Source organism: Williamsia sp. (assembly GCF_016462415.1).
GTDB lineage: Bacteria > Actinomycetota > Actinomycetes > Mycobacteriales > Mycobacteriaceae > Williamsia_A.
Genome location: NZ_JAEMTF010000079.1, coordinates 1 through 20,400, shown reverse-complemented (window position 1 = coordinate 20,400; position 20,400 = coordinate 1). Strand labels below are relative to the sequence as shown.

Below are 20,400 nucleotides of genomic sequence, written 5' to 3'. Positions count from 1 at the left end.
TCCAGCAGATGGTGCTCGACGCGGTGTTCAACGCCGAGCACTCAGGTCCGGGAACCCCCGGGCACCACCGGGTCGACGCCCATGAGGCGGACGGGATCCGCCTCGTCACCGATCCGGACGCGCGGTCGGGCACATGACGAGACACACGCACACGGATCCGCACCTGCACGACCACGATCATCCGCACGACCACGACCACGACCACGACCACTCGCACGGTCACCACCATGACCACCCGCGGTCGCGGCTGCGGTCGCTGATCCCGCACGCGCTCACCCCGCACAGTCACGATGCGGCCGACAAGGTCGACGAGGCGATGGAGTCGAGCTCGATCGGGATCCGGACGGTCGCGATCAGCATGGGCGTGTTGCTCGTTACCGCGGTGGCGCAGCTGATTGTGGCGTTGTTGTCGGGATCGGTTGCGCTGCTGGCGGACACGATCCACAACTTCTCCGATGCGCTGACCGCGGTTCCGATCTGGATCGCGTTCGTGATCGGGCGCCGCGCCCCGACGCGTCGCTACACCTACGGGTTCGGCCGCGCCGAGGACCTCGCAGGGCTGTTCGTCATCGCGATGATCCTGCTGTCGGCGATCATCGCCGGGTACGAGGCCATCCGTCGTCTCGTCGACCCGATGCCGCTGTCACACCTCGGTTGGGTGGCCGCCGCGGGCGTGATCGGTTTCGTCGGAAACGAACTGGTGGCGCAGTACCGGATCCGGGTCGGCAGGCAGATCGGTTCGGTCGCGCTGATCGCGGACGGAAAGCACGCCCGCACCGACGGGTTCACGTCGCTCGCGGTCATCGCCGGTGTGGTGGGTACGGCGCTCGGGTTCCCGCTCGCCGACCCGATCGTGGGGCTGGTCATCACCGCGGCGATCCTCATGGTGCTGTACTCGGCGGCGCGAGATGTGTTCCGCCGCCTGATGGACGGCGTCGATCCTGCGATCGTCGGATCGGCCGAACAGATCCTCGCGCAGGTCCCGGGAGTCGAGTCGGTCACCGGCGTGCGGATGCGGTGGATCGGGCACTGTCTGCACGCGGAGGCCGAACTGGATGTCGCGACGACGAGTTCCCTCGTGGACGCCCATCGACTGGCCCACCGGGCGGAGGCCGACCTCATCGCCGGGGTCCCCCGGGTGACCAGCGCGCTGGTGCACGCCTACCCGGCGACGCGACCGGCGGTTCGTTGACGACGCCCGCCGACGAGGCGGCACACGACGTAGATCAGGAACGAGATGGTGGTCACGAACACCGACACCGGTAAGCCCGGTGCGAGCGAGAGGATCACGCCGCCGACCCCGGCCACCTCGGCGAAGACGATCGAGGCGAGCACGACCTTCGCCGGGTTCGAGGTGATCCGCGCCGCTGCCGCCGCGGGGGTGATGATGAGCGACATCACCAGCAGCGCGCCGATGATCTGGACGCACTGCGCCACACTCGCCCCGAGCAGGACGGCGAAGACGACCGAGAGGGTGCGGGTGGGCAGCCCGAGGGCCTCGGCCACGCGCGGGTCGGTGCTGGCGAACATCAGCGGTCGGTAGATCACCGCGAGGACCACCACCACGATCACCGTGGTCACGACGACCGCGGTGAGTCCCCGGGTGCCGACGCTGACGACCTGTCCGGCAAGGAGATTGAAGCCGGTCCCGGGCCGTCCGTACAGCGCGATGAACAGCACGCCGAGTCCGAGCCCGAACGCCATCACGACGCCGATCACCGAATCGCGGTCGCGTGCGCGGTTCCCGAGCAGTCCGAAGATGACCGCGGCGATGATCGACCCGACCACCCCGCCGACGTTCACCCCGACACCGACGAGAAGCGCTGCGGCGGCACCGGTGAACGAGAGCTCGGCCGTGCCGTGCACGGCGAACGCCATCTGGCGCGAGACCACCAGCGGTCCGAGCAGTCCGCCGAGGAGGCCGAGCAGGATCAGTGCGATCAGGGCCTGCTGGACGAAGTCGCGCTGCAGCAGATCGCTGGTGGTGGCGAAGTCGAAGAAGTCCGACCACGAGCGGTCGTTCATCGGGCGGTCTCGTCCATGGCGGAATGTCCGTGGTCGCCGTGGCACGCGGCCTCGTCGGCGCCGACGACCACCAGGCGATCGCGCACGCGCAGCACGTCGACCTTGGTGCGATAGAGCTCGCTGAGGGTCTGCGAGTTCATCACCTCGTCGGTCGTGCCGATCCGGAACCGCCCGTCGACGAGATAGACGACGCGGTCGACGTAGGGGAGGACCGGGTTGATCTCGTGGGTCACGAACACCACGGCCGTACCCGCCGATCGCCGACGGCGATCGATGAGCGCGGCCACGCGGGCCTGATTGGCGGGATCGAGACTCAGCAGCGGTTCGTCGCAGAGCAGGACGACGGGGTCGCCGGCCAGCGCCTGCGCGACCCGGAGACGTTGCTGTTCGCCGCCGGAGAGCAGACCGAGAGGGGCGTCGGCGAACCCGCGCGCGTCCACCTGGTCGATGGCGAGGTCGACCTTCGCCTTGCGCTGCTTGCGGTTTCGGAAGCCGATGCCCCAGCTGCGACCGTCGACGCCGAGCCCGACCAGATCGCGTCCGCGCAGCGGGACGCCCTCGTCGTGCGGGTGTTGCTGCGGGATGTAGCCGATCGAGGCCCTGTTCGTGCCCGCCTGTCCGCCGATGCTGATCTCGCCCGCGTCGAGCTGGTACTGGCCCAGCAGCGTGCGCAGCAGCGAGGTCTTGCCCGACCCGTTGGGGCCGAGGATGGCGACGAACTCGCCCGGTGCCACGGAGAGGTCGAAGTCGCTCCACAGCACCCGAGGGCCGAAAGACAGTCGGCCACCTCTGATCTCGATCGCGGGGGCCACCGCGGTGGAAGGTTCGTGCATGGGGGCGTCCTAGCTGACGGCGGTGGCGATCGCGTCCACAGTAGCCGTCTGCCAGGCGATGTAGTCGGTGACTCCGGACGGCAGGGTCTCGGTCAGCTTGACCACCGGCAGCCGGTTGCCCTCCGCGGTGGTGAGCAGGTTCTTTGTGATGTCGTCGACGGCCTGGGTGTTGTAGAGCAGCGCGGTGACGGTCTTGTCGCGGATCAGGTCCTGTGTGGTCGCGATGTCGGCGGCGGCCGGGTCCTGGCCGGACTCCACGGCCTCGGTGAACCCCTCGGGAGTCGCGTCGATCAGGCCGGCGTCGGCCAGCAGGTAGGCGGCCAGTGGTTCGGTCTGCGCGACCTTCGCGCCGTTGTGCGCGGCCTTGATCTGAGCCAGTCGCGTCTTCAGTCCGTCGATCTTCGCGGTGAACGCGCTCGCGTTGGCCCGGAAGGTCGCGGCGTCGTCGGGCGCCTTGTCGGCAAGGGCGTCGGCGATCTTGTCGGCCACGCCCGCGACGACGGTCAGGTTGTAGAAGAAGTGTTCGTTGACCGCACCGGCCTTGGTGGAGGCGTCGGGGTTGAGTCCCTTGTAGACGTCGTCCGCGCTGACCACCGCGGCGTCGGGGCCCTTCTCGGCTTCCTCCATGTAGTGGTCGTAGTCGGCGCCGTTGAGCACGACGACCCCGGCGTCGGCGATCTTCGCGGTGTCACGGGCCGTCGCCTCGAACTCGTGCGGGTCGCCGTCGGGCGAGGTGTAGAGCGAGGAGACGTCGGCCTTGTCGCCGGCGACGGCCCCGGCGACCGCACCCCAGACGTCGGTGGAGGCGACGACCGAGATGCGGCCGGAGTCCGACGACGTCGACGACGAACCGCAGGCGGCGAGCGGTGCGGCGCCGAGCGTGACGACGGCGAGGGCGATCAGTGTGCGAGAACGACGTGACGGCGACATAATCGCAAATGGTAACCGTTGTCGGTAACACGTCCAACTCGGACCACTGGTCGTCCGCAGCCGCCCACTCGACGTCCGCATCCGCCCACTCGACGGGTGGGGATCAGGTCGGGACGGCCACCCCGGTGCTGCTGACGTCGATCACCCTCGCGGTGGAGATGTCGAAGAACAGCCCGGCCACGCGCAGCGTGCCGTCGGCGATGGCCCGTCCGACCAGGGGATGGCGCTGCAGGGTCTGTACCTGGATCGCCACGTTGACGATGGCGAGCTGGTCGGCCTCGCAGAAGCCGGCCTCGGCGGCACTGCGACCGGCCGGGTGCCCGCTGCGGAAGGCGGCGAGCGACGGGGCCGCGTTGCCGAGCCAGCTGCTCAGCGCGCTGCCGTCGTCGCTACCGGCGAGCAGCCCCTTCATCGCGCCGCAGGAGGAGTGCCCGCAGACGACGATCGACGACACGCCCAGATTGTTGATCGCGAACTCCAGCGCCGCCTCCACCGAGGTGTCCTGGTGGGTCTCGGTGGGCACCAGGTTTCCGATGTTGCGGATGGTGAACAGGTCGCCCGGACCGCTTGCGGTGATAACGTTGGGCACCACCCGAGAGTCGGCGCACGTCAGGAACAGCGAGTCCGGATCCTGGCTGTCGGACAGGTCGGTCATGTGCTCGAGCAGGGCGTCGGCGTTGGACCGGTGGTACTCCTGCACGCCGCTCTTGATCGAGCGGAGGATCGGCGAGGCGTCGGGATCGGCGTCCGCGTCGGGCCGGTGCTGCCACGTCTTCCAGGGGGCGAGGCCGAGGGCCTTGGTGGCCACCGGGTGACGCTTCGGCGGTGCCTTGGGGGCGTCGGCCAGGCGGGCCTGACCGATCTCCTCGACCACGACGGTTCCGCCGTTGGCCTCGTGGGCCCACTTCCAGTCCTCGAGCATCTCCGAGGCGGCGTTGTCGAGGAAGTCGGTGTCGAGATTGATGGTCACGCGCGACTGCGCCGGGACCTTGCCGAGCGCCTTGGACAGTCGCGGCAGGGCCAGGAAGCTCAACGAGCCGTGGATCGTGATCTGCCACTGCTTGGACGCCTCGGTGCCGATCGGCTCGGAGGTGATCTGTGCGCGGACCACCCGCCACACGACGATCAGGACCGCGATCGCCAGGCCGATGCCGACGCCCTCGAGCAGGTTGAGGAACACCACGGACAGGACGGTGATCACGTAGACCCAGAGGTCGCCGGTGCGCAGTGCGAGCTTCATGTGCGCGGTCTTGACCAGCTGGATTCCGATCACGACGAGCAGGCCGGCCAGCGCGGCCATCGGGATCTGCTCGACGAGCGCGGTGAGCAACACCGAGAAGATCAGGATCCAGACACCGTGCAGGATCGCCGACGCACGGGTGCGGGCGCCGGACGCGACGTTGGTGGAACTGCGCACGATGACGCCGGTGACCGGCAGTCCGCCGGCCATGCCGGAGAGCATGTTCGCGCTGCCCTGGCCGAGCATCTCGCGGTTGAAGTCGCTGCGCGGCCCGGTGTGCATCTTGTCGACGGCGACCGCGGACAGCAGCGACTCGACGCTGGCGATCAACGCGATGGTGAGGATGCCCAGCATCACGCCACCCCAGTTGCCACTGGGTAGTTCGGGGAGCGCGAGGGCGTCGAAGAAGTTGCCGTCGATCGAGATCTTGTCGACGTTGAGCCCGGCGAGCAGTGCGAGCAGGGTGGCCCCGACGATCGCGACGAGCGGACCGGGCACCTTGCGGACCTTCGCGGGCAGCATCGGCCACGTCAGCATCACGACGACGACGAGCCCGCCGACCAGGACATCGGCCCAACGCATGTCGAGGATCGAGCCCGGCAGCGCGGTGAGGTTCTCGATCGCCGAACTCTGCGACTGTCCGCCGAGCAGGACGTGTACCTGCTGGAGCGCGATGGTGATACCGATTCCGGCGAGCATGGCGTGGACGACGACCGGGGCGATTCCCAACGCTGCCTGCGCGATCCGGCTCAGGCCGAACACGATCTGCAGTGCGCCGGCGCCGACGGTGATCAGGCAGGTCACCTTCCAGCCGAAGTTGGCGATGAGTTCGGCGACCACCACCGTCAGGCCCGCGGCGGGGCCGCTGACCTGCAACGGCGAGCCACCCAGCGACCCGGCGACGATGCCGCCGATCACCGCGGCGATCAGTCCGGCCATCACCGGCGCGCCGGATGCGATGGCGATACCCAGCGAGAGCGGCAGTGCGACGAGGAAGACCACGAGGGAGGCGGGGACGTCGTAGCGGACGACGTCTCGGGCATTGAACGATGTCAGTGCAGCTGGCATGTGCATGCGGGCCAACCTAGCCAGCGAATGTTAAAGGGACCTTAAATTGATTACCAAGAGTTAAAAAAGAACTGAAGTCTGGCCTGCACTCCTATCGGCCCGACCTCGCCATGTGGGCATTCACAGCACCGGACGGTGATCCGGGCCACTCCGGGCCGGGTCGGACGAGATGATCACGGGTACCAGGTACCGCCGTACGAGGTGCTCCACCTCGGACTCCGGGACGGGCACGATCAGGAAGGACACGACGATCCGCACGATCCACTCGGCGTCGTGGCCGTCGGCGGATCCGCCGAGCAGGTCGACGAACCGTCTGGTCACGGCGCCGATCATCTCCGACGACATCGCCAGGGCGCCGGTGGCGGCGGCCGCATCGGGCGAGAACCACGCCATCAGGGCGGGATTCTCGCGGACCCCGGTGACCGCGACGAGCACGGCCGCGGTGAGGCGGTCCGCCGGGTGGGCGATGCCCGCGGTCTTCTCCTCGATGGTCCGTGCGATCTCCCGGGTGGACCGGTCGACATAGGCGAGGTGCAGGTCGGTGCGCCCGGGGAAGTACCGGTAGAGCGTCGCCCGGGAACATCCGGCGGCGTCGGCGATCTGGCGCATGGTGACCGCGGCGACCCCGTGTCGGAAGAACAACTCCTCGGCGATACCCAGCAGCTTGTCCCTGGCCACCGAGGAACGTTCGTCGCGCAGCCAGTCGGTGTCGGGAGTCATGATCGGGCGTGGAAGGTGACGGTGGTCGGACGGCGGACGTAGTTGCCGCCGGCCCACTCGACGGTGTCGGGGTCGATAGCGAAATCCGGGCATCGGCGCAGGAGTTCGGTGAGCGCGACGCGTGCCTGCATGCGTGCGGCGGCCGCGCCCAGGCAGTGGTGCGCGCCGTGGCTGAAGGACAGGATCCCGCGCGGGTCCCGCGTCACGTCGAGTTCGTCGGCGTCCTCGCCGTAGGTGTCGTGGTCCCGATTCGCCGCGCCGTAACAGAGCAGCACCTTGGCCCCGGCCGGGATGGTCGCCGTCGGGTACCGCACCTCCCGCGTGGTCGTGCGGGCGAGACCCTGCACGGGTGAGGTGAGTCGGAGGAACTCCTCGATCGCGGGGCGGATCGCGGTGGGGTCGTCGATGAGGATCCGGCGTTGGGTGTTCTCGGCGTGTAGCAGTTGCACCGCGCCACCGAGCATCCCGGTCGTGGTGTCGTTGCCGCCGGTCACCATCGTGAACGTGAAGGCCAGGATCGACAGCACGCCGGCGGTGTCACCGTCGGCGCCCACGCCCGCCGCCACCAGCTGCGAGACGGTGTCGTCACCGGGATGGGCACGACGATGGGAGATCAACCCATCGAAGTAGGCCATCATCTCCATGATCGCCGCGCCGGCCGATGCGCTCGCGTCGGCGAACCCGCCGTCGGAGGCGGCCGCGGCGACGACGGCGTCGGTCCAGCGGTCGAAGCTCGCCCGGTCGGACTCCGGTACGCCGAGGTAGTGCGCGACCACCATCGACGGCAGTGGCTTGAACAACTCGGCCACGATGTCGCCGGTTCCGAGATCGCGGAGGCGTTCGACGCGGTCGACGACGAAGTCCCGCACCACCGGCTCCAGCGATTCGACCTGCCGAGGCGTGAAGCCCCGTGCCACCAGCCGGCGGAACGCGGTGTGGTCCGGCGGGTCGAGCATCACCATCGGCGGGTTGTCGGTGAGGCCGATCGCCTCGAGTTCGCCCTGGTTGACCGTCAGCCCGACCGCCGAGGAGAAGGTCGCGGTGTCGGCCGCAGCCGTCATCACGTCACGGTGCCGCGTGAGCACCCAGAACTCGGCACCGTCACTCCTCGAGTGATGCACCGGATCGTGTGTTCGCAGGTCGGCATACATGCCGAACGGATCTCGCCACGTCGGACCGGACCGCAGTGTGAAGTGCGGTCCGGCCGACACAGTCGCTGTCATGTAGCGATCGTGAGACACATCAGCAGATGTGTCAAGGGTGGATCTAACCGGTGTGCGGCATGAGCGCGTCCGGCGGGATGACGCCGAACTTGCCCGCGTTGAAGTCCTCGATCGCCTCGATGACCTCGGCCTTGGTGTTCATCACGAACGGTCCGTACGCGAACACCGGCTCGCGGATCGGCTGGCCGCCGAGCAGCAGCACCTCCATCGCCGGACGGTTCGAGTCCTGCGCCGCGTCGGCCGACACGGTGATCCGGTCGCCGGGGCCGAGCACGACGAGCTGTCCGCCGGACACCGGGTTGTGCAACGGTCCGACGGTTCCGTCGCCGGAGAGCACGTAGACGAGCGCGTTGAACTTCCGGTTCCACGGCAGGTTCAGCTGCGCGCCCGGTTCGATCGTGGCGTGCGCCATGGTGATCGGGGTGCGGGTCGAGCCCGGTCCGGAGAACCCGCCGATGTCACCGGCGATGATCCGCACGAGCGAACCGCCGTCGGACGAGGACAACAGCCGCGCCTGTCCACCCTCGATGGACTGGTACGCCGGCGTCGAGAACTTCTCCGACTTCGGCAGGTTCACCCACAGCTGGATGCCATGGAACACGCCGCCGCTGGCGACCAGTTCCGCGGGCGGGGTCTCGATGTGCAGGATCCCGGAGCCGGCGGTCATCCACTGTGTCGCGCCGTCGGCGATCAGGCCACCGCCGCCGTGTGAATCCTGGTGCTGGAAGCGGCCGTCGATGATGTAGGTGACGGTCTCGAATCCGCGGTGCGGGTGCCAGCTGGTGCCCTTGGGCTCACCGGGCTCGTAGTCGACCTCGCCCATCTGGTCCATGTGGATGAAGGGGTCGAGATCGGTCTTGCTGACGCCTGCGAAGGCGCGGACCACGGGGAAGCCCTCGCCCTCGTACCCGCGGGGGCCGGTGGTCACCGACCGCACGGGGCGCTCGGTCTCGGCCGGGCCGGCCTCGGCGATCCGGTCCAATGTCAACGTATCGGCGGTCACTGCAGGCATCTCGTCCTCCTGGGAGTCGGTCTCGGTCGATCTGATGTCCACTCTAACCGGACCGCGGTCCGATTAATTCCGGACATCTCCGGCCACCCGCGCCATCTGCGGCGACGGCAGCGTTCACCGCACGGATATGGTGGGGTGCATGCCCTATCGATTGCGTTCGACGGCAGGCCCGGGCGATGTCGAGATCGCATACCGGGTCAGTGCTCCGCACCTCTCGGCCGATGCGGGGCGTCCCACCCTCCTGCTCATCCACGGCTGGGCGCAGTCCGGCGCGAGCTGGGGGACACCGCTGCTCGAGTCGTTGGCCCGCGACCACCGGGTGATCGCCGTCGATCTGCGCGGCCATGGCGCGTCGGGGGTGCCTGCGCAGAACTCCGGGCCGAACGCCGCCGCCGGCGCCAACTACTCTGCGGTCGACTTCGCCGGCGACATCGCCGCGGTGATCGCGGCCGAGTCCTCGGTGACGACGTCTGCCTTCGACGATCCCGCGGTCGGCTCGGGCGGACTCGTCCTCGCGGGATGGTCCTATGGCGGTCTGGTGGCGTGTGACCACGTCGCCGATCTGATCACCCGAGGTGATGCGGTGGGCTCGATCCGCGGCATCGTCCTCGTCGGCGCCATCACCTCGCTGGGCCGCGGGCAGGCGGGCGGTCGGGTCGGCTCGGCCATGCGGGCCGCGCTGCCCGATGCGTGCTCGACCGATCCGCGTACCGCGATCCGCGCGCTCGGGTCGTTCGGCTCCGCGCTGGTGCCCGCCGACCGACCGGATCTCGGTGCACTCGGACAGCAGTTCTTCGGGACCTCGCTCGCCACCGCTCCCGAGGCCCGGGCGGGTCTGTTCGCCCGGGAGGCGTCCTACGACCAGCTCCTGCGCGAGCTGCCGATGCCGGTGCTGATCGTGCACGGCACCGACGACCAGGTCGTCGATGTCTCCGCCGCTCGGCACGCGGAGTCGCTGATCTCCGACGTCCGAGCCCTCTACTGGGATGGTGCGGGACACGCCCCGTTCGTCGAGGACCCCGAGGCGTTCGCCGACCAGGTCACGGAATTCGTCGTCGGCCTGGGGGTTCGTGCATGAAAAGGGTCGCGCTGATCTCGGTGCACACCTCGCCGCTCGCGCAGCCCGGCACCGGTGACGCCGGCGGTATGAACGTCTACGTGTGGCAGACGGCGCTGAAGCTCGCCGAACGGGGCATCGAGGTGGAGATCTTCACCCGCGCGACGTCGTCGGCCGACGAGCCGTCGGTCTCCGCGGCCGACGGGGTGCTGGTGCGCAACGTGGTCGCGGGTCCGTTCGAGGGCCTCGACAAACGCGATCTGCCCACGCAGCTCTGTGCTTTCGCCGCCGGGGTGCTGCGCGTCGAGGCCATGTACCCGCCCGGTCACTACGACCTCGTCCACTCGCACTACTGGCTCTCCGGCCAGGTCGGCTGGCTCGCCCGCGACCGCTGGGGCGTTCCCCTCGTGCACACCGCGCACACCCTCGCCGCGGTGAAGAACGCCTCGCTGGCCGATGGGGACGAGGCCGAGCCCGCGCTGCGACAGGTCGGTGAGCAGCAGGTCGTCGACGAGGCGGATCGCCTGGTCGCCAACACCGATGCCGAAGCGGCGCAGCTGATCTCGATCCACAACGCCGACCCGGCCCGCGTCGACGTGGCCACCCCCGGCGCCGATCTCGACACCTACCACCCGGGATCGCGGGCCGACGCCCGTGCCGAACTCGGGCTGGCCCCCGACGAGACGGTGCTGACCTTCGTCGGTCGCATCCAACCGCTCAAGGCGCCCGACGTGTTGATCCGGGCTGCGGCTCCGGTCATCGACGCGGCGCGGGGGACCGGTCGTCCGGTGCGGGTGCTGGTCGTCGGGGGACCGTCGGGCACGGGGCTGGCGCGTCCGACGTCGCTGATCGACCTCGCCCGGGAACTCGGCATCGCCGACGCCGTGACCTTCCTGCCGCCGCAGCGACCCGAACGTCTCGCCCAGGTCTACCGCGCGTCGGATCTCGTTGTCGTGCCCAGCTATTCGGAGAGCTTCGGTCTGGTGGCCATCGAGGCCCAGGCCAGTGGGGTGCCTGTCCTCGCCGCCGACGTCGGGGGACTCGGCGTCGCGGTCGCCGACGGGACGACCGGCATGTTGGTGGCCGGGCACCGGATCGACGACTGGACCGCGGCGCTGCGCGACGCCCTGTCCGATCCCGATCGCCTCGCGCGGATGGGTGCGGCCGCGGCCGTGCACGCGCGAAAGTTCTCGTGGGACCACACCGCAGACCAACTGCTGGAGAGTTACCACCGCGCGCTGGTGTCGTTCGACATCGCGAGTGGTGCGCGCGCCGATCGGCCGACACCGGTGCCGACGACTGCGCAGACAGGCAGGACAACACGGCGATGGGGACGTCGCCGGTCAGGAGTACGCGCATGAACCGAGAAGGCAACCGGACCGCCGAGAGGCGCCCGCCCGGCATCGTCGAGCAGTCCGACGCAATCCAGAAGGCGCTGCTCGACCGCGGCGTGCTCTACACGCTCAAGAACTCCGGCGGAGCCGACACCGAACACCTGCTCGTCGAACTGCCCGGTGAGCGCAAGCTCAAGACCAACGTCCTGCTCACCGTGGGCAAACCGGGACTGCGGATCGAGGCGTTCGTCTGCCGCCGCCCCGACGAGAACCACGAGGGCGTCTACCGCTACCTGCTCAAGCGTAACCGGCGGCTCTACGGCGTCGCGTACACGATCGACAACGTCGGCGACATCTACCTCATCGGTCGGATGTCGGCCGAGTCGGTCACCGCCGACGAACTCGACCGGGTCCTGGGGCAGGTGCTCGAGGCCGCCGACGGCGACTTCAACACGCTGCTGGAGATCGGCTTCTACACCTCGATCCGACGCGAGTGGGCGTGGCGGGTCTCGCGCGGGGAGTCGTTGAAGAACCTGTTGGCGTTCGAGCACCTGATCGACGAGGAGACGCTGCCGACCATCAAGCCGGAGAAGCCGTCGCAGACCGTCGCCGAACTGGCCGAGTCGTCCCCGTCGGACGGCCCGGTCACCGACGACTGACCTCACGGTCGGCTCCGTTCGTGTCCAGCCGAATCGGGCACGCGATATTCTGGGACCCACGTCACTGAAACGACAGTGCGGCGACCAACGGAGGTTCCATGAGTTTCGCGAGTCCACACCCCGAGGTTTCGATCCCCGATGCGAGTGTGTACGACTACCTCTTCGGTGGGATCGAGGAGTCCGACCTCGATCGGCCCGCGCTCATCGACGCCAAGCCCGGTGACGTCACCACCTACCGCGACCTGATCACGAAGATCGACCTGTTCGCGGGCGCGCTGGCCAAGCGCGGCATCGGCGTCGGCGATGTCGTGGGTCTCCTCTCGCCGAACTCGTCGGCCTTCGCGATCGCGTTCCACGGCATCCTGCGGTCGGGCGCCACCGCGACGACGATCAACGCGCTGTTCACCCCGAACGACATCGCCAAGCAGCTCACCGACGCGAAGGCCACCATGCTGGTGACCGTCGGCGCGCTGGCGCCCGGGGCGAAGGAGGCGATCGACAAGCTCGGTCTCGCGGCCGATCACCTGATCGTCCTCGACGGCGAGGGTCTCGAGGCGACCGGTCACCCGAACGCCGCCGAGCTGCTCGGCGAGGGCAACGCGGCGCCCGAGGTGAGCTTCGATCCGTCGACGCATCTCGCGGTCCTGCCGTACAGCTCGGGCACCACCGCGAACCCCAAGGGCGTGATGCTGACCCATCGCAACCTGGTGTCCAACGTGTGCCAGATCCGCCCGCTGCAGGGGATGCAGGCCGACGACGCGATCCTTGCGATCCTGCCCTTCTTCCACATCTACGGGATGACGGTCCTGCTCAACGCCGCGCTGCACGCCCGCGCGCACCTGGTGGTCATGCCGCGTTTCGACCTGACCGAGTTCCTGGAGAACATCCAGAACTACAAGTGCAGCTACGGCTTCATCGCGCCTCCGGTCGCCGTCGCGTTGGCCAAGCACCCGCTGGTCGACTCCTACGACCTGTCGTCGATCCACACGATCATGTCGGGTGCCGCGCCTCTCGACGCCGAGCTCGGGCACGCGGTGGAGAAGCGAATCGGTTGCCGCATGGTGCAGGGCTACGGGATGAGCGAGCTCAGCCCGGTCAGCCATGTCATCCCGTTCGACGGCGGGCAGGCGCTCCTCGACGGTGAGAACGCGAAGCTCAGCTCGTCGGGCTGGACGCTGCCGAACTCGGAGAGCAAGCTCGTCGATCCCGCGACCGGTGACGAGATCGAGCTGCCCACAGAGGGATTGAGCGAGACCGGTGAGCTGTGGTTCCGCGGACCCAACGTGATGGCCGGCTACCTCAACAACGACAAGGCGACCGCCGAGACGATCGACTCCGACGGCTTCCTGCACACCGGTGACCTGGCGCAGGTCGACCCGACCGGCTGTGTGTTCATCGTCGACCGGCTCAAGGAGCTGATCAAGTACAAGGGCTACCAGGTGCCTCCCGCCGAGCTCGAGGCCCTGCTGCTCAGCCACCCCGACATCGCCGACGCCGCCGTGGTCGGTGTGATCGATGAGGAGTCCGGGGAGGAGATCCCCAAGGCGTTCGTGGTGAAGCAGTCCGGCACCGACATCAGCGCCGACGCGGTGATGGAGTTCGTGGCCGGAAAGGTCGCGCCGTACAAGAAGGTTCGTCAGGTGGAGTTCATCGACGAGATCCCGAAGTCGGCGGCGGGCAAGATCCTGCGCAAGGATCTGCGCGCGAAGGTCTGATCTACCGAGTGACCGGCGCCGGCACCCGACCCCGTGTGGTCGGGGCCGTGCGTCGGCCCGGGATCAGGGTGATCAGCACGACGCCGATCGCCGCGGCGACGACCCCGATGAGATAGACCAGCTCGAACGCCTCGCGGGTGGGGAACGTCCGCCCGCCCACCGTCACCGTCGAGGCCGCGAGCACCGCGACGGTCACCGCGGACGCCGTCGATGTACCGATCGACCGCATCAACGAGTTCAGGCCGTTGGCCGCGGCGGTCTCACCCACCGGCACCGACGCCATGATCAGACCCAGCATCGCGGCGTAGGCGATGCCCAGCCCGGCGAACGTGATCGTCACGCCGGTCATGATCTGCCATGGCGCGTTCATCCAGATCACCACGAACAGGTAGCCCGAACCCATCACCGCGGTGCCGGTCAACAGCGTCGCCTTCGGGCCGATCGACCTCGTCAGCCGCGCCGAGACCGGCGACATCGCGAGCATCGCGAAACCGGCCGGGGCAACCCACAATCCGGCCGCCACCACCGACTGCCCCATCCCGTGCTCGGCGAGTCCCGGGATGCGGGGGAGCTGCATCAGGTACGGCGACACCAGCAGCATCCCCAGCAGTGTGAAGCCGATGAGGATCGACACCAGATTGGTCGCCAGGATGACCGGTCGGGCCGCCAGGCGAAGGTTCACCAGCGGTGAGGAGCACCTCAGTTCGTATGTCGCCCAGGCGATCAGGGCCACCACGCACGTGACGGCGAGGCCGATGGTGACGCCGCCGGTCCAGCCCCAGACCCGCCCCTTGCTGATCACCAGCAGCAGGGCGGTCAATCCCACGGCGAGACCGATGGTCCCGATGACGTCGACGGTGCCCTTCGCCCGCAGCGGTGATTCCGGGATGCGGGTCGACACCAGTGTCAGGGCGAGCGCGGCGAGGCCGGTCGACACCCAGAACAGCACGTGCCAGTCGTAGTGCTGCGGGATCCAGGCCGCGATCGGGAGTCCCACGGCGCCACCGAGTCCCAGGGAGGCACCCATCGTGGCGATCGCGCCGGGTACCCGCTCGGCGGGCAGGATGTCACGCAGCAGGCTGACGCCGACCGGGATCACGACCAGGGTGACCCCCTGCAGCGCCCGGCCGACGAGCAGCGGTGCCAGCGAGTCCGACAGCGCGCAGACGATCGACCCGACCAGCAGCGTCGAGAGCGCGACGGTGATGACCCGGCGCTTGCCGAAGAGGTCGGCCAGACGCCCGCCGGTCGGCAACGCGACGACCGCCACCAGCAGGGTCGCGGTGATCACCCAGGAAGCGTTGTCGCGGCTGGTGTCGAGGTAGTCGGGCAACCGACCGACGATCGGCAACAGGATGACGCTCTGCGAGTACGAGGAGACCGCACCCGCGAAGCACAACGCCGCAACCATGATCGCCGGTCTGTTCACGAGCGTCATCGTTACCGATCGAGTGATCGGTGGCAATTCGAGACGGTCGTACGGTGCCGGTCAGCGGACGGGGGCGGCGTGCTTCCCGTAGTTGACGGAGCCGTTCACGGTGAGCTCGCCGTCGGCGATCTCGTCGGCGATGGACTCGGTCGGGTCGTCCTTGTTCTCGGGCAGGTCGACGGGCTGGGCCCCGGGGATCGCGTTCTTGTTGTCGCCGGGGATCAGCAGGATCAGGGCGACGGCGACCGCGGACGCGATGGCACCGACGATGAACACGAGCTGGAAGGCCGACTTGTCGGGGACGCTGGTGGCGCCGATGTCGACGGTCGAGCTGGCCAGGATCGTAGCCAGCAGAGCCGAGGCGATGGCCGTACCGATGGATCGCATCAGCGAGTTCAGGCCGTTGGCCGATGCGGTCTCGCTCAGCGGCACCGCCGACATGATCAGCGACGGCATCGCCGAGTAGGCGATACCCACGCCCGAGCTGGTGACCATCACGGCCAGGGCGATCTGCCACGGCTGCGCCGCCTCGAACACTGCCAACAGGTAGCCCAGGCCGATGACGATGGTGCCGATCATCAGGGTGAACTTCGGGCCGATGTTGACGTTGAGCCGAGCGGAGACGGGGGACAGGAACATCATCATCAGTCCGCCCGGCGCCATCCACAGACCGGCCTCGATGATGCTGCGGCCCATGCCGTAGTCGAGGGCGCCGGGGATGTTGGGGAGCTGGAGCAGCTGCGGCGACGCGAGGCTGATGCCCATGAGGGCGAAGCCGATGACCACCGACACGATGTTGGTGAACAAGACCCGCCTGCCGATCGACACCCGGATGTTGACCATCGGCGAGCTGGTCCGCAGCTCGTAGACGACCCACGCTGCGAAGACCACCAGGCCGGCGGCGACCATGCCCAGCGTCAGTCCGCTGGTCCAGCCCCACGACCGGCCCTTGCTCAGGGCCAGCAGCAGGCACACGAGCGCGATGGTCAGACCGATGGCGCCGATCCCGTCGAACGTGCCCCCCGAGCGGGCCGGGGACTCCTGCACCAGCGTCAGCACGAGGATGAACACGACCGATGCCAACGCCGCCGATGTCCAGAACAGGACGTGCCAGCTGTAGTTCTGTGAGATCCACGCGGCGACGGGCAGGCCGATCGCGCCACCGACGCCGAGGGTCGCGCTCATCGTCGCGATGGCGCCGGCGATCTTCGACGGCGGCAGCTCGTCGCGCAGCAGGCTGATGCCGACCGGGATGACACCCATGGCCATGCCCTGGAGTCCGCGTCCGATGACGACGGGGATCAGCGAGTCGAAGACGGCGCTGACGATCGAACCGATGACCATCAGCGAGATGCAGCCGAGGATCACCGAGCGCTTGCCGAACATGTCGGCGATGCGTCCGGCGATCGGCATGACCACCGCGGCGGCGAGCAGCGTGGAGGTGATGACCCAGGAGGCGTTGTCGCTGCTGGTGTTCAGATACTCCGGCAGCTTGCCCACGATGGGGACGACGAGGGTCTGCATGTAGGAGGCCAGCAGGCCGCCGAAGCACAGCACCGCGATCAGCAGCGTCGGCGACGGCTTGCGCTTCGGTTCCAGGCGTAAAGTACTCATTACTTGCATCATGCACGTAGTGGCGATGCGCAATCAATCCAATTGCGTGTGACGACATCTACATCCCGACATCTCGGACAACCGGGAATAAACGGCGGATTCTCACTCCTCGCCGATGTCCTCGTTCCACACCTCCGGTCGCTCGGCGATGAACGCGGTCATCAGGTCGATGCAGCGGGGGTCGTCGAGGATGACGACGTCGACGCCGTGCTCGATGAGCCAGTCGTGACCGCCCTGGAAGGTCCGGGCCTCGCCGATGATGAGGGTGCCGATCCCGAACTGCCGGACCAGGCCGCTGCAGTACCAACACGGCGAGAGGGTGGTGACCATCGTCGTGTCGCGGTAGCTGCGCTGCCGGCCGGCGGCGCGGAAGGCGTCGGTCTCACCGTGGACCGACGGGTCGTCGTGCTGGACCCGACGATTGCGCCCGCGGCCGAGGACCGCGCCGTCCGGGCCGAACAGGGCGGCGCCGATGGGCACCCCACCCTCGTCCCGGCCGATCCGCGCCTGCTCCACCGCGATGTCGAGCATGGCCGTGGTGATCGACGACGTCATGACGCCACCGTCGCACGTCGCCGCCGGGCCGACAGTGCCGCGTACAGACCGGCCGAGAAGACGAAGCCGGCGAAGAAGGTGATGTCGCCGAGGTCGGGGAACTCACGGACGAGATAACCGGAGAACTTCGCCTGGTTCGAGAACAGCAGGATCGACGCGACCGTGCCGATCACGAAGGAGGCCAGGCCGGGCCAGTTGGTGAACGTACGGCGGTAGAAGAGGTCTGCGAACGCGGTGCCGCGGCGCAGGTACTGGTCGACGAACACGACGCCCAACCACGGACCGATCCAGTAGGCGATGATCAGCAGGAATGCCTCGTAGGACGCGGCCGCGTCCCGCAGTGCCCACCACGCGACGAAGAACCCGAGCACCCCGAACAGAACCGCGGCCAGCCCTCGTTCGAGGTTCTTCTTCGTCTTGATTCCGATGGTCGTGAAGGCCATGCCCGCGGAGTAGACGTTGACCGCGTTGGCCGAGATGGATCCCAGCACGATCGCGATCAGGAACAGATCCGACATCGCGCCGGGCAGATGCACGGTGAACTGGTGGGTCGGGTTGGCGTCGTCGGGGTTCGCGATGGTCGCCGACGCGGCGCCGACGATCATGCCGAACGACGTCGACCAGAACAGGCCCGCGGCCGCGCATCCGCCCGCGGCCCATCCCGACACCGTCGTCGGCAGATAGCGGCTGTAGTCGGTCGCGTACGGGTTCCAGCCCGCGGTGTAGCCGAAGGCCGCACCGAGGGTGATGAGGAAGCCGCCGATGCCCCCGCCACCGGCGGCACCACCGGGATCGGTCTTGGTGAACATCACGATCCCGACGACCACGAAGATGACCGTCAGGACCGGAAACGCGTACTTCTCGAACGCGTGGATCATGTTGTGGCCGAGGAAGCCGATGGCCAGCTGCACGACCACGACGATCAGCAACGACGGCACCTTCGGCAGCCCGGTCAGCGTGTTCACGGCGAAGGCACCGCTGACGCTGTTGGTGGCGAACCAGCCGACGCCGCTCATCACCGACATCAGGGTGGCGGGGACGATGTTGCCGAAGTACCCGAACGACAGCCGCGAGATGATCATCTGCGGGACACCGAGTGACGGGCCGCGTGCGGTCAGCAGGCCATGACTCAGCGCGCCCAGGGCGTTGCCGATCAGCACCGCCGCGATGGCCTGCCAGAGGGTCTGACCGAAGAACAGCACCGCGATGACGCCGACGTAGATGGTCGCGAACTCCATGTTCGGCGACGTCCACGTCCAGAACAGCGACATCGGTCCGCCGTGTCGGGCATCCGGCGGGATGGGCTCGTTTCCGCCCGGTTCGACCGCGATCACCTTGTCGCCGTAGGTGAGTGCGGCCGTGTTCATCTCGCCGGCATTCGTGCCGGATGGGGAGTCCTCGGTGATGCTCATCCACAGAACTGTCCACCGCCGCGCGCGGCACGGCAACGGATGCGACCGCAATTAACAGCCTTGTCACCGGGCGCATGCGACGCGATGTGGAAAACTCATCGCATGGCTACCGGAACCCTGATCCTGATGCGGCACGGCGAGAGCACCTGGAACGAGTCCAACCAGTTCACCGGCTGGGTCGACGTCGATCTGACCGACAAGGGACGGGCCGAGGCCAGGCGTGCGGGGGAGTTGCTCGTGGAGCACGACCTGCTGCCCGACGTCCTCTACACATCGCTGCTGCGCCGGGCCATCGCGACTGCGCAGATCGCGCTCGACGTGGCCGACCGGCACTGGATCCCGGTGGTCCGCGACTGGCGCATCAACGAGCGGCACTACGGCGCGTTGCAGGGCCTCGACAAGGCGGCCACCAAGGAGAAGTTCGGCGACGAGCAGTTCATGCTCTGGCGCCGCAGTTACGACGTTCCGCCGCCGGCCATCGAGAAAGACGCCGAGTACAGCCAGTCCGACGACCCCCGCTACGCCGACCTCGACGCGGTGCCGCTGACCGAGTGCCTCAAGGACGTCGTCGAACGGATGATCCCGTATTTCACCGAGGTCATCGCGCAGGATCTGCGCGCGGGCAAGACCGTGCTGATCGCGGCGCACGGCAACTCGTTGCGCGCGCTCGTCAAGCACCTCGAGCAGATCTCCGACACCGACATCGCCGGGCTGAACATCCCCACCGGCAACCCGCGTCGCTACGACCTCGGCGACGATCTGATGCCGATCGGCGAGGGCGCCTACCTCGACCCGGAGGCCGCCGAGGCCGGCGCCGCCGCGGTCGCCGCGCAGGGCGAGAAGAAGTAGGCCCGACCGCCGTCGAACCGGGTGCATGTCCGGATTCGCGGCGCTATCCTGGGATATGGCCCAGGACACACTTTCGGAGAACGTCGCCTCCTCGCGGGTCCGTGTCAAGCACTCGCGGCCCCAGGAACGCTACGAGGCGTATCTCGGTGACGAGTACATCGGCTACCTCGACTACGTCGACGAGATCGAACAGGTGGTCATCACCCACACGGTGATCGCGGACCGCTTCAGCGGCCAGGGGTACGGCGGGCAGCTCGTTCGCCACGTGCTCGACGACATCGCCCCCACCCACAAACCGGTCGTCCCGGTCTGTCCGTTCGTGGCGAATTTCGTCGACGAGAACCCGGCGTATGCGTCGATGGTGGTCCAGATCAGCCGCTGAGCAGCGTGTCGCGGGTCACCGCCGGCCCGGGCGCGAGGGCGAACGGGAGAAATCGCGGTGAACTCCACCCCAACAAGGCAGACCTGGCTTGTTACGGCGGTCGCCAACAAGCATTCTTGCCCAGTGTCGTGTTCAGCCAACCGTAAGCTCCCGGACCTGGATGTCACCGACTCCGGGCTCGGCGACCGTAGGCTGACCGCGTGACCGCTGTGATCGTCGCCGGAGTCGTGGTGCTGATCGGGATCGCCGGGATCGTCGGATGGCTGCTCGGTAGACGGACGACCGGTCCGACGGTCCGATCCCCCGAGATCCTGCGGGCCACGACCACCCCCGCGCCCCGCAC

General features: G+C 68.3%; 18 protein-coding genes. 7 read left to right on the top strand and 11 right to left on the bottom strand.

The window, feature by feature from the left end:
- The first annotated feature begins 133 nt into the window (after nt 1-133).
- The gene (locus JHC79_RS17070; protein WP_296392968.1) at nt 134-1,192 is read left to right on the top strand and encodes a cation diffusion facilitator family transporter; all 1,059 of its coding nucleotides are present in this window, start codon (nt 134-136) and stop codon (nt 1,190-1,192) included.
- Here JHC79_RS17070 and JHC79_RS17065 read toward each other — a convergent pair.
- The 7 genes from JHC79_RS17065 to JHC79_RS17035 all read right to left on the bottom strand — a co-directional run bounded on the left by JHC79_RS17065 (nt 1,162) and on the right by JHC79_RS17035 (nt 9,051).
- A complete protein-coding gene (locus JHC79_RS17065) occupies nt 1,162-2,025 on the bottom strand; it encodes a metal ABC transporter permease (protein WP_296392966.1) in 864 nt (287 codons plus the stop codon). The two genes, JHC79_RS17070 and JHC79_RS17065, sit on opposite strands and share 31 nt — an antisense overlap.
- On the bottom strand, nt 2,022-2,858 hold the full coding sequence (locus JHC79_RS17060; protein WP_296392964.1) for a metal ABC transporter ATP-binding protein: 837 nt from the start codon (nt 2,856-2,858) through the stop codon (nt 2,022-2,024). Before JHC79_RS17060 ends, JHC79_RS17065 begins: the two co-directional genes overlap by 4 nt.
- Nucleotides 2,859-2,867: 9 nt before the next feature.
- Nucleotides 2,868-3,788, bottom strand: coding sequence for a zinc ABC transporter substrate-binding protein (locus JHC79_RS17055; RefSeq protein ID WP_296392962.1), 921 nt, complete (start codon nt 3,786-3,788; stop codon nt 2,868-2,870).
- A 103-nt stretch (nt 3,789-3,891) separates the two neighbouring features.
- Complete coding sequence (locus JHC79_RS17050; RefSeq protein WP_296392960.1) at nt 3,892-6,102, bottom strand: bifunctional SulP family inorganic anion transporter/carbonic anhydrase; 2,211 nt, start codon at nt 6,100-6,102, stop codon at nt 3,892-3,894.
- Nucleotides 6,103-6,216: 114 nt separating this feature from the next.
- A complete protein-coding gene (locus JHC79_RS17045; RefSeq protein WP_296392958.1) occupies nt 6,217-6,816 on the bottom strand; it encodes a TetR/AcrR family transcriptional regulator in 600 nt (199 codons plus the stop codon).
- Entirely contained in the window at nt 6,813-8,039 is a 1,227-nt protein-coding gene (locus JHC79_RS17040) for a cytochrome P450 (protein WP_296392956.1), read from the bottom strand. The genes JHC79_RS17045 and JHC79_RS17040 overlap by 4 nt, the downstream gene beginning before the upstream one ends.
- A 43-nt stretch (nt 8,040-8,082) precedes the next feature.
- Nucleotides 8,083-9,051, bottom strand: a complete 969-nt coding sequence (locus tag JHC79_RS17035) for a pirin family protein (RefSeq protein WP_296392954.1) — start codon at nt 9,049-9,051, stop codon at nt 8,083-8,085.
- A 139-nt stretch (nt 9,052-9,190) separates the two neighbouring features.
- Between JHC79_RS17035 and JHC79_RS17030 the strand changes: the two genes are divergently transcribed.
- From JHC79_RS17030 to JHC79_RS17015, 4 genes are all read left to right on the top strand, one after another.
- Nucleotides 9,191-10,129 (top strand): alpha/beta hydrolase, encoded by a 939-nt coding sequence (locus JHC79_RS17030; RefSeq protein ID WP_296392952.1) that lies wholly within the window; start codon nt 9,191-9,193, stop codon nt 10,127-10,129.
- Entirely contained in the window at nt 10,126-11,469 is a 1,344-nt protein-coding gene (mshA, locus tag JHC79_RS17025; RefSeq protein WP_296392950.1) for a D-inositol-3-phosphate glycosyltransferase, read from the top strand. Before JHC79_RS17030 ends, mshA begins: the two co-directional genes overlap by 4 nt.
- Nucleotides 11,466-12,101, top strand: a complete 636-nt coding sequence (locus JHC79_RS17020) for a YbjN domain-containing protein (protein WP_296392947.1) — start codon at nt 11,466-11,468, stop codon at nt 12,099-12,101. The genes mshA and JHC79_RS17020 overlap by 4 nt, the downstream gene beginning before the upstream one ends.
- A 98-nt stretch (nt 12,102-12,199) precedes the next feature.
- The gene (locus tag JHC79_RS17015) at nt 12,200-13,816 is read left to right on the top strand and encodes a 4-coumarate--CoA ligase family protein (protein WP_296392945.1); all 1,617 of its coding nucleotides are present in this window, start codon (nt 12,200-12,202) and stop codon (nt 13,814-13,816) included.
- Nucleotide 13,817: 1 nt separating this feature from the next.
- Here the strand turns inward: JHC79_RS17015 and JHC79_RS17010 are convergent, their stop codons facing one another.
- The 4 genes from JHC79_RS17010 to JHC79_RS16995 form a co-directional block, all read right to left on the bottom strand.
- Nucleotides 13,818-15,245: an MFS transporter gene (locus tag JHC79_RS17010; RefSeq protein WP_296392944.1), complete on the bottom strand. Its 1,428-nt coding sequence runs from the start codon at nt 15,243-15,245 to the stop codon at nt 13,818-13,820.
- 60 nt (nt 15,246-15,305) lie between these two features.
- Nucleotides 15,306-16,859, bottom strand: coding sequence for an MFS transporter (locus tag JHC79_RS17005; protein WP_296392942.1), 1,554 nt, complete (start codon nt 16,857-16,859; stop codon nt 15,306-15,308).
- Between the two features lie 102 nt (nt 16,860-16,961).
- On the bottom strand, nt 16,962-17,390 hold the full coding sequence (locus JHC79_RS17000; protein ID WP_188490469.1) for a nucleoside deaminase: 429 nt from the start codon (nt 17,388-17,390) through the stop codon (nt 16,962-16,964).
- 20 nt (nt 17,391-17,410) lie between these two features.
- Nucleotides 17,411-18,781: a cytosine permease gene (locus JHC79_RS16995; protein WP_296392971.1), complete on the bottom strand. Its 1,371-nt coding sequence runs from the start codon at nt 18,779-18,781 to the stop codon at nt 17,411-17,413.
- A 147-nt stretch (nt 18,782-18,928) separates the two neighbouring features.
- On the opposite strand from JHC79_RS16995, the gene JHC79_RS16990 reads away from it, so the two are divergent.
- The gene (locus JHC79_RS16990) at nt 18,929-19,675 is read left to right on the top strand and encodes a phosphoglyceromutase (protein WP_296392939.1); all 747 of its coding nucleotides are present in this window, start codon (nt 18,929-18,931) and stop codon (nt 19,673-19,675) included.
- Between the two features lie 55 nt (nt 19,676-19,730).
- Nucleotides 19,731-20,057, top strand: coding sequence for a GNAT family N-acetyltransferase (locus JHC79_RS16985; protein WP_296392937.1), 327 nt, complete (start codon nt 19,731-19,733; stop codon nt 20,055-20,057).
- Nucleotides 20,058-20,400: the final 343 nt, after the last annotated feature.

What these genes read in the sequence shown, in the direction of transcription:
- JHC79_RS17070 (WP_296392968.1), top strand. Translation starts at nt 134, where the DNA reads ATGACGAGACACACGCACACGGATCCGCACCTGCACGACCACGATCAT.
- JHC79_RS17065 (WP_296392966.1), bottom strand. Translation starts at nt 2,025, where the DNA reads ATGAACGACCGCTCGTGGTCGGACTTCTTCGACTTCGCCACCACCAGC.
- JHC79_RS17060 (WP_296392964.1), bottom strand. Translation starts at nt 2,858, where the DNA reads ATGCACGAACCTTCCACCGCGGTGGCCCCCGCGATCGAGATCAGAGGT.
- JHC79_RS17055 (WP_296392962.1), bottom strand. Translation starts at nt 3,788, where the DNA reads ATGTCGCCGTCACGTCGTTCTCGCACACTGATCGCCCTCGCCGTCGTC.
- JHC79_RS17050 (WP_296392960.1), bottom strand. Translation starts at nt 6,102, where the DNA reads ATGCACATGCCAGCTGCACTGACATCGTTCAATGCCCGAGACGTCGTC.
- JHC79_RS17045 (WP_296392958.1), bottom strand. Translation starts at nt 6,816, where the DNA reads ATGACTCCCGACACCGACTGGCTGCGCGACGAACGTTCCTCGGTGGCC.
- JHC79_RS17040 (WP_296392956.1), bottom strand. Translation starts at nt 8,039, where the DNA reads ATGACAGCGACTGTGTCGGCCGGACCGCACTTCACACTGCGGTCCGGT.
- JHC79_RS17035 (WP_296392954.1), bottom strand. Translation starts at nt 9,051, where the DNA reads ATGCCTGCAGTGACCGCCGATACGTTGACATTGGACCGGATCGCCGAG.
- JHC79_RS17030 (WP_296392952.1), top strand. Translation starts at nt 9,191, where the DNA reads ATGCCCTATCGATTGCGTTCGACGGCAGGCCCGGGCGATGTCGAGATC.
- mshA (WP_296392950.1), top strand. Translation starts at nt 10,126, where the DNA reads ATGAAAAGGGTCGCGCTGATCTCGGTGCACACCTCGCCGCTCGCGCAG.
- JHC79_RS17020 (WP_296392947.1), top strand. Translation starts at nt 11,466, where the DNA reads ATGAACCGAGAAGGCAACCGGACCGCCGAGAGGCGCCCGCCCGGCATC.
- JHC79_RS17015 (WP_296392945.1), top strand. Translation starts at nt 12,200, where the DNA reads ATGAGTTTCGCGAGTCCACACCCCGAGGTTTCGATCCCCGATGCGAGT.
- JHC79_RS17005 (WP_296392942.1), bottom strand. Translation starts at nt 16,859, where the DNA reads ATGAGTACTTTACGCCTGGAACCGAAGCGCAAGCCGTCGCCGACGCTG.
- JHC79_RS17000 (WP_188490469.1), bottom strand. Translation starts at nt 17,390, where the DNA reads ATGCTCGACATCGCGGTGGAGCAGGCGCGGATCGGCCGGGACGAGGGT.
- JHC79_RS16995 (WP_296392971.1), bottom strand. Translation starts at nt 18,781, where the DNA reads ATGAACACGGCCGCACTCACCTACGGCGACAAGGTGATCGCGGTCGAA.
- JHC79_RS16990 (WP_296392939.1), top strand. Translation starts at nt 18,929, where the DNA reads ATGGCTACCGGAACCCTGATCCTGATGCGGCACGGCGAGAGCACCTGG.
- JHC79_RS16985 (WP_296392937.1), top strand. Translation starts at nt 19,731, where the DNA reads ATGGCCCAGGACACACTTTCGGAGAACGTCGCCTCCTCGCGGGTCCGT.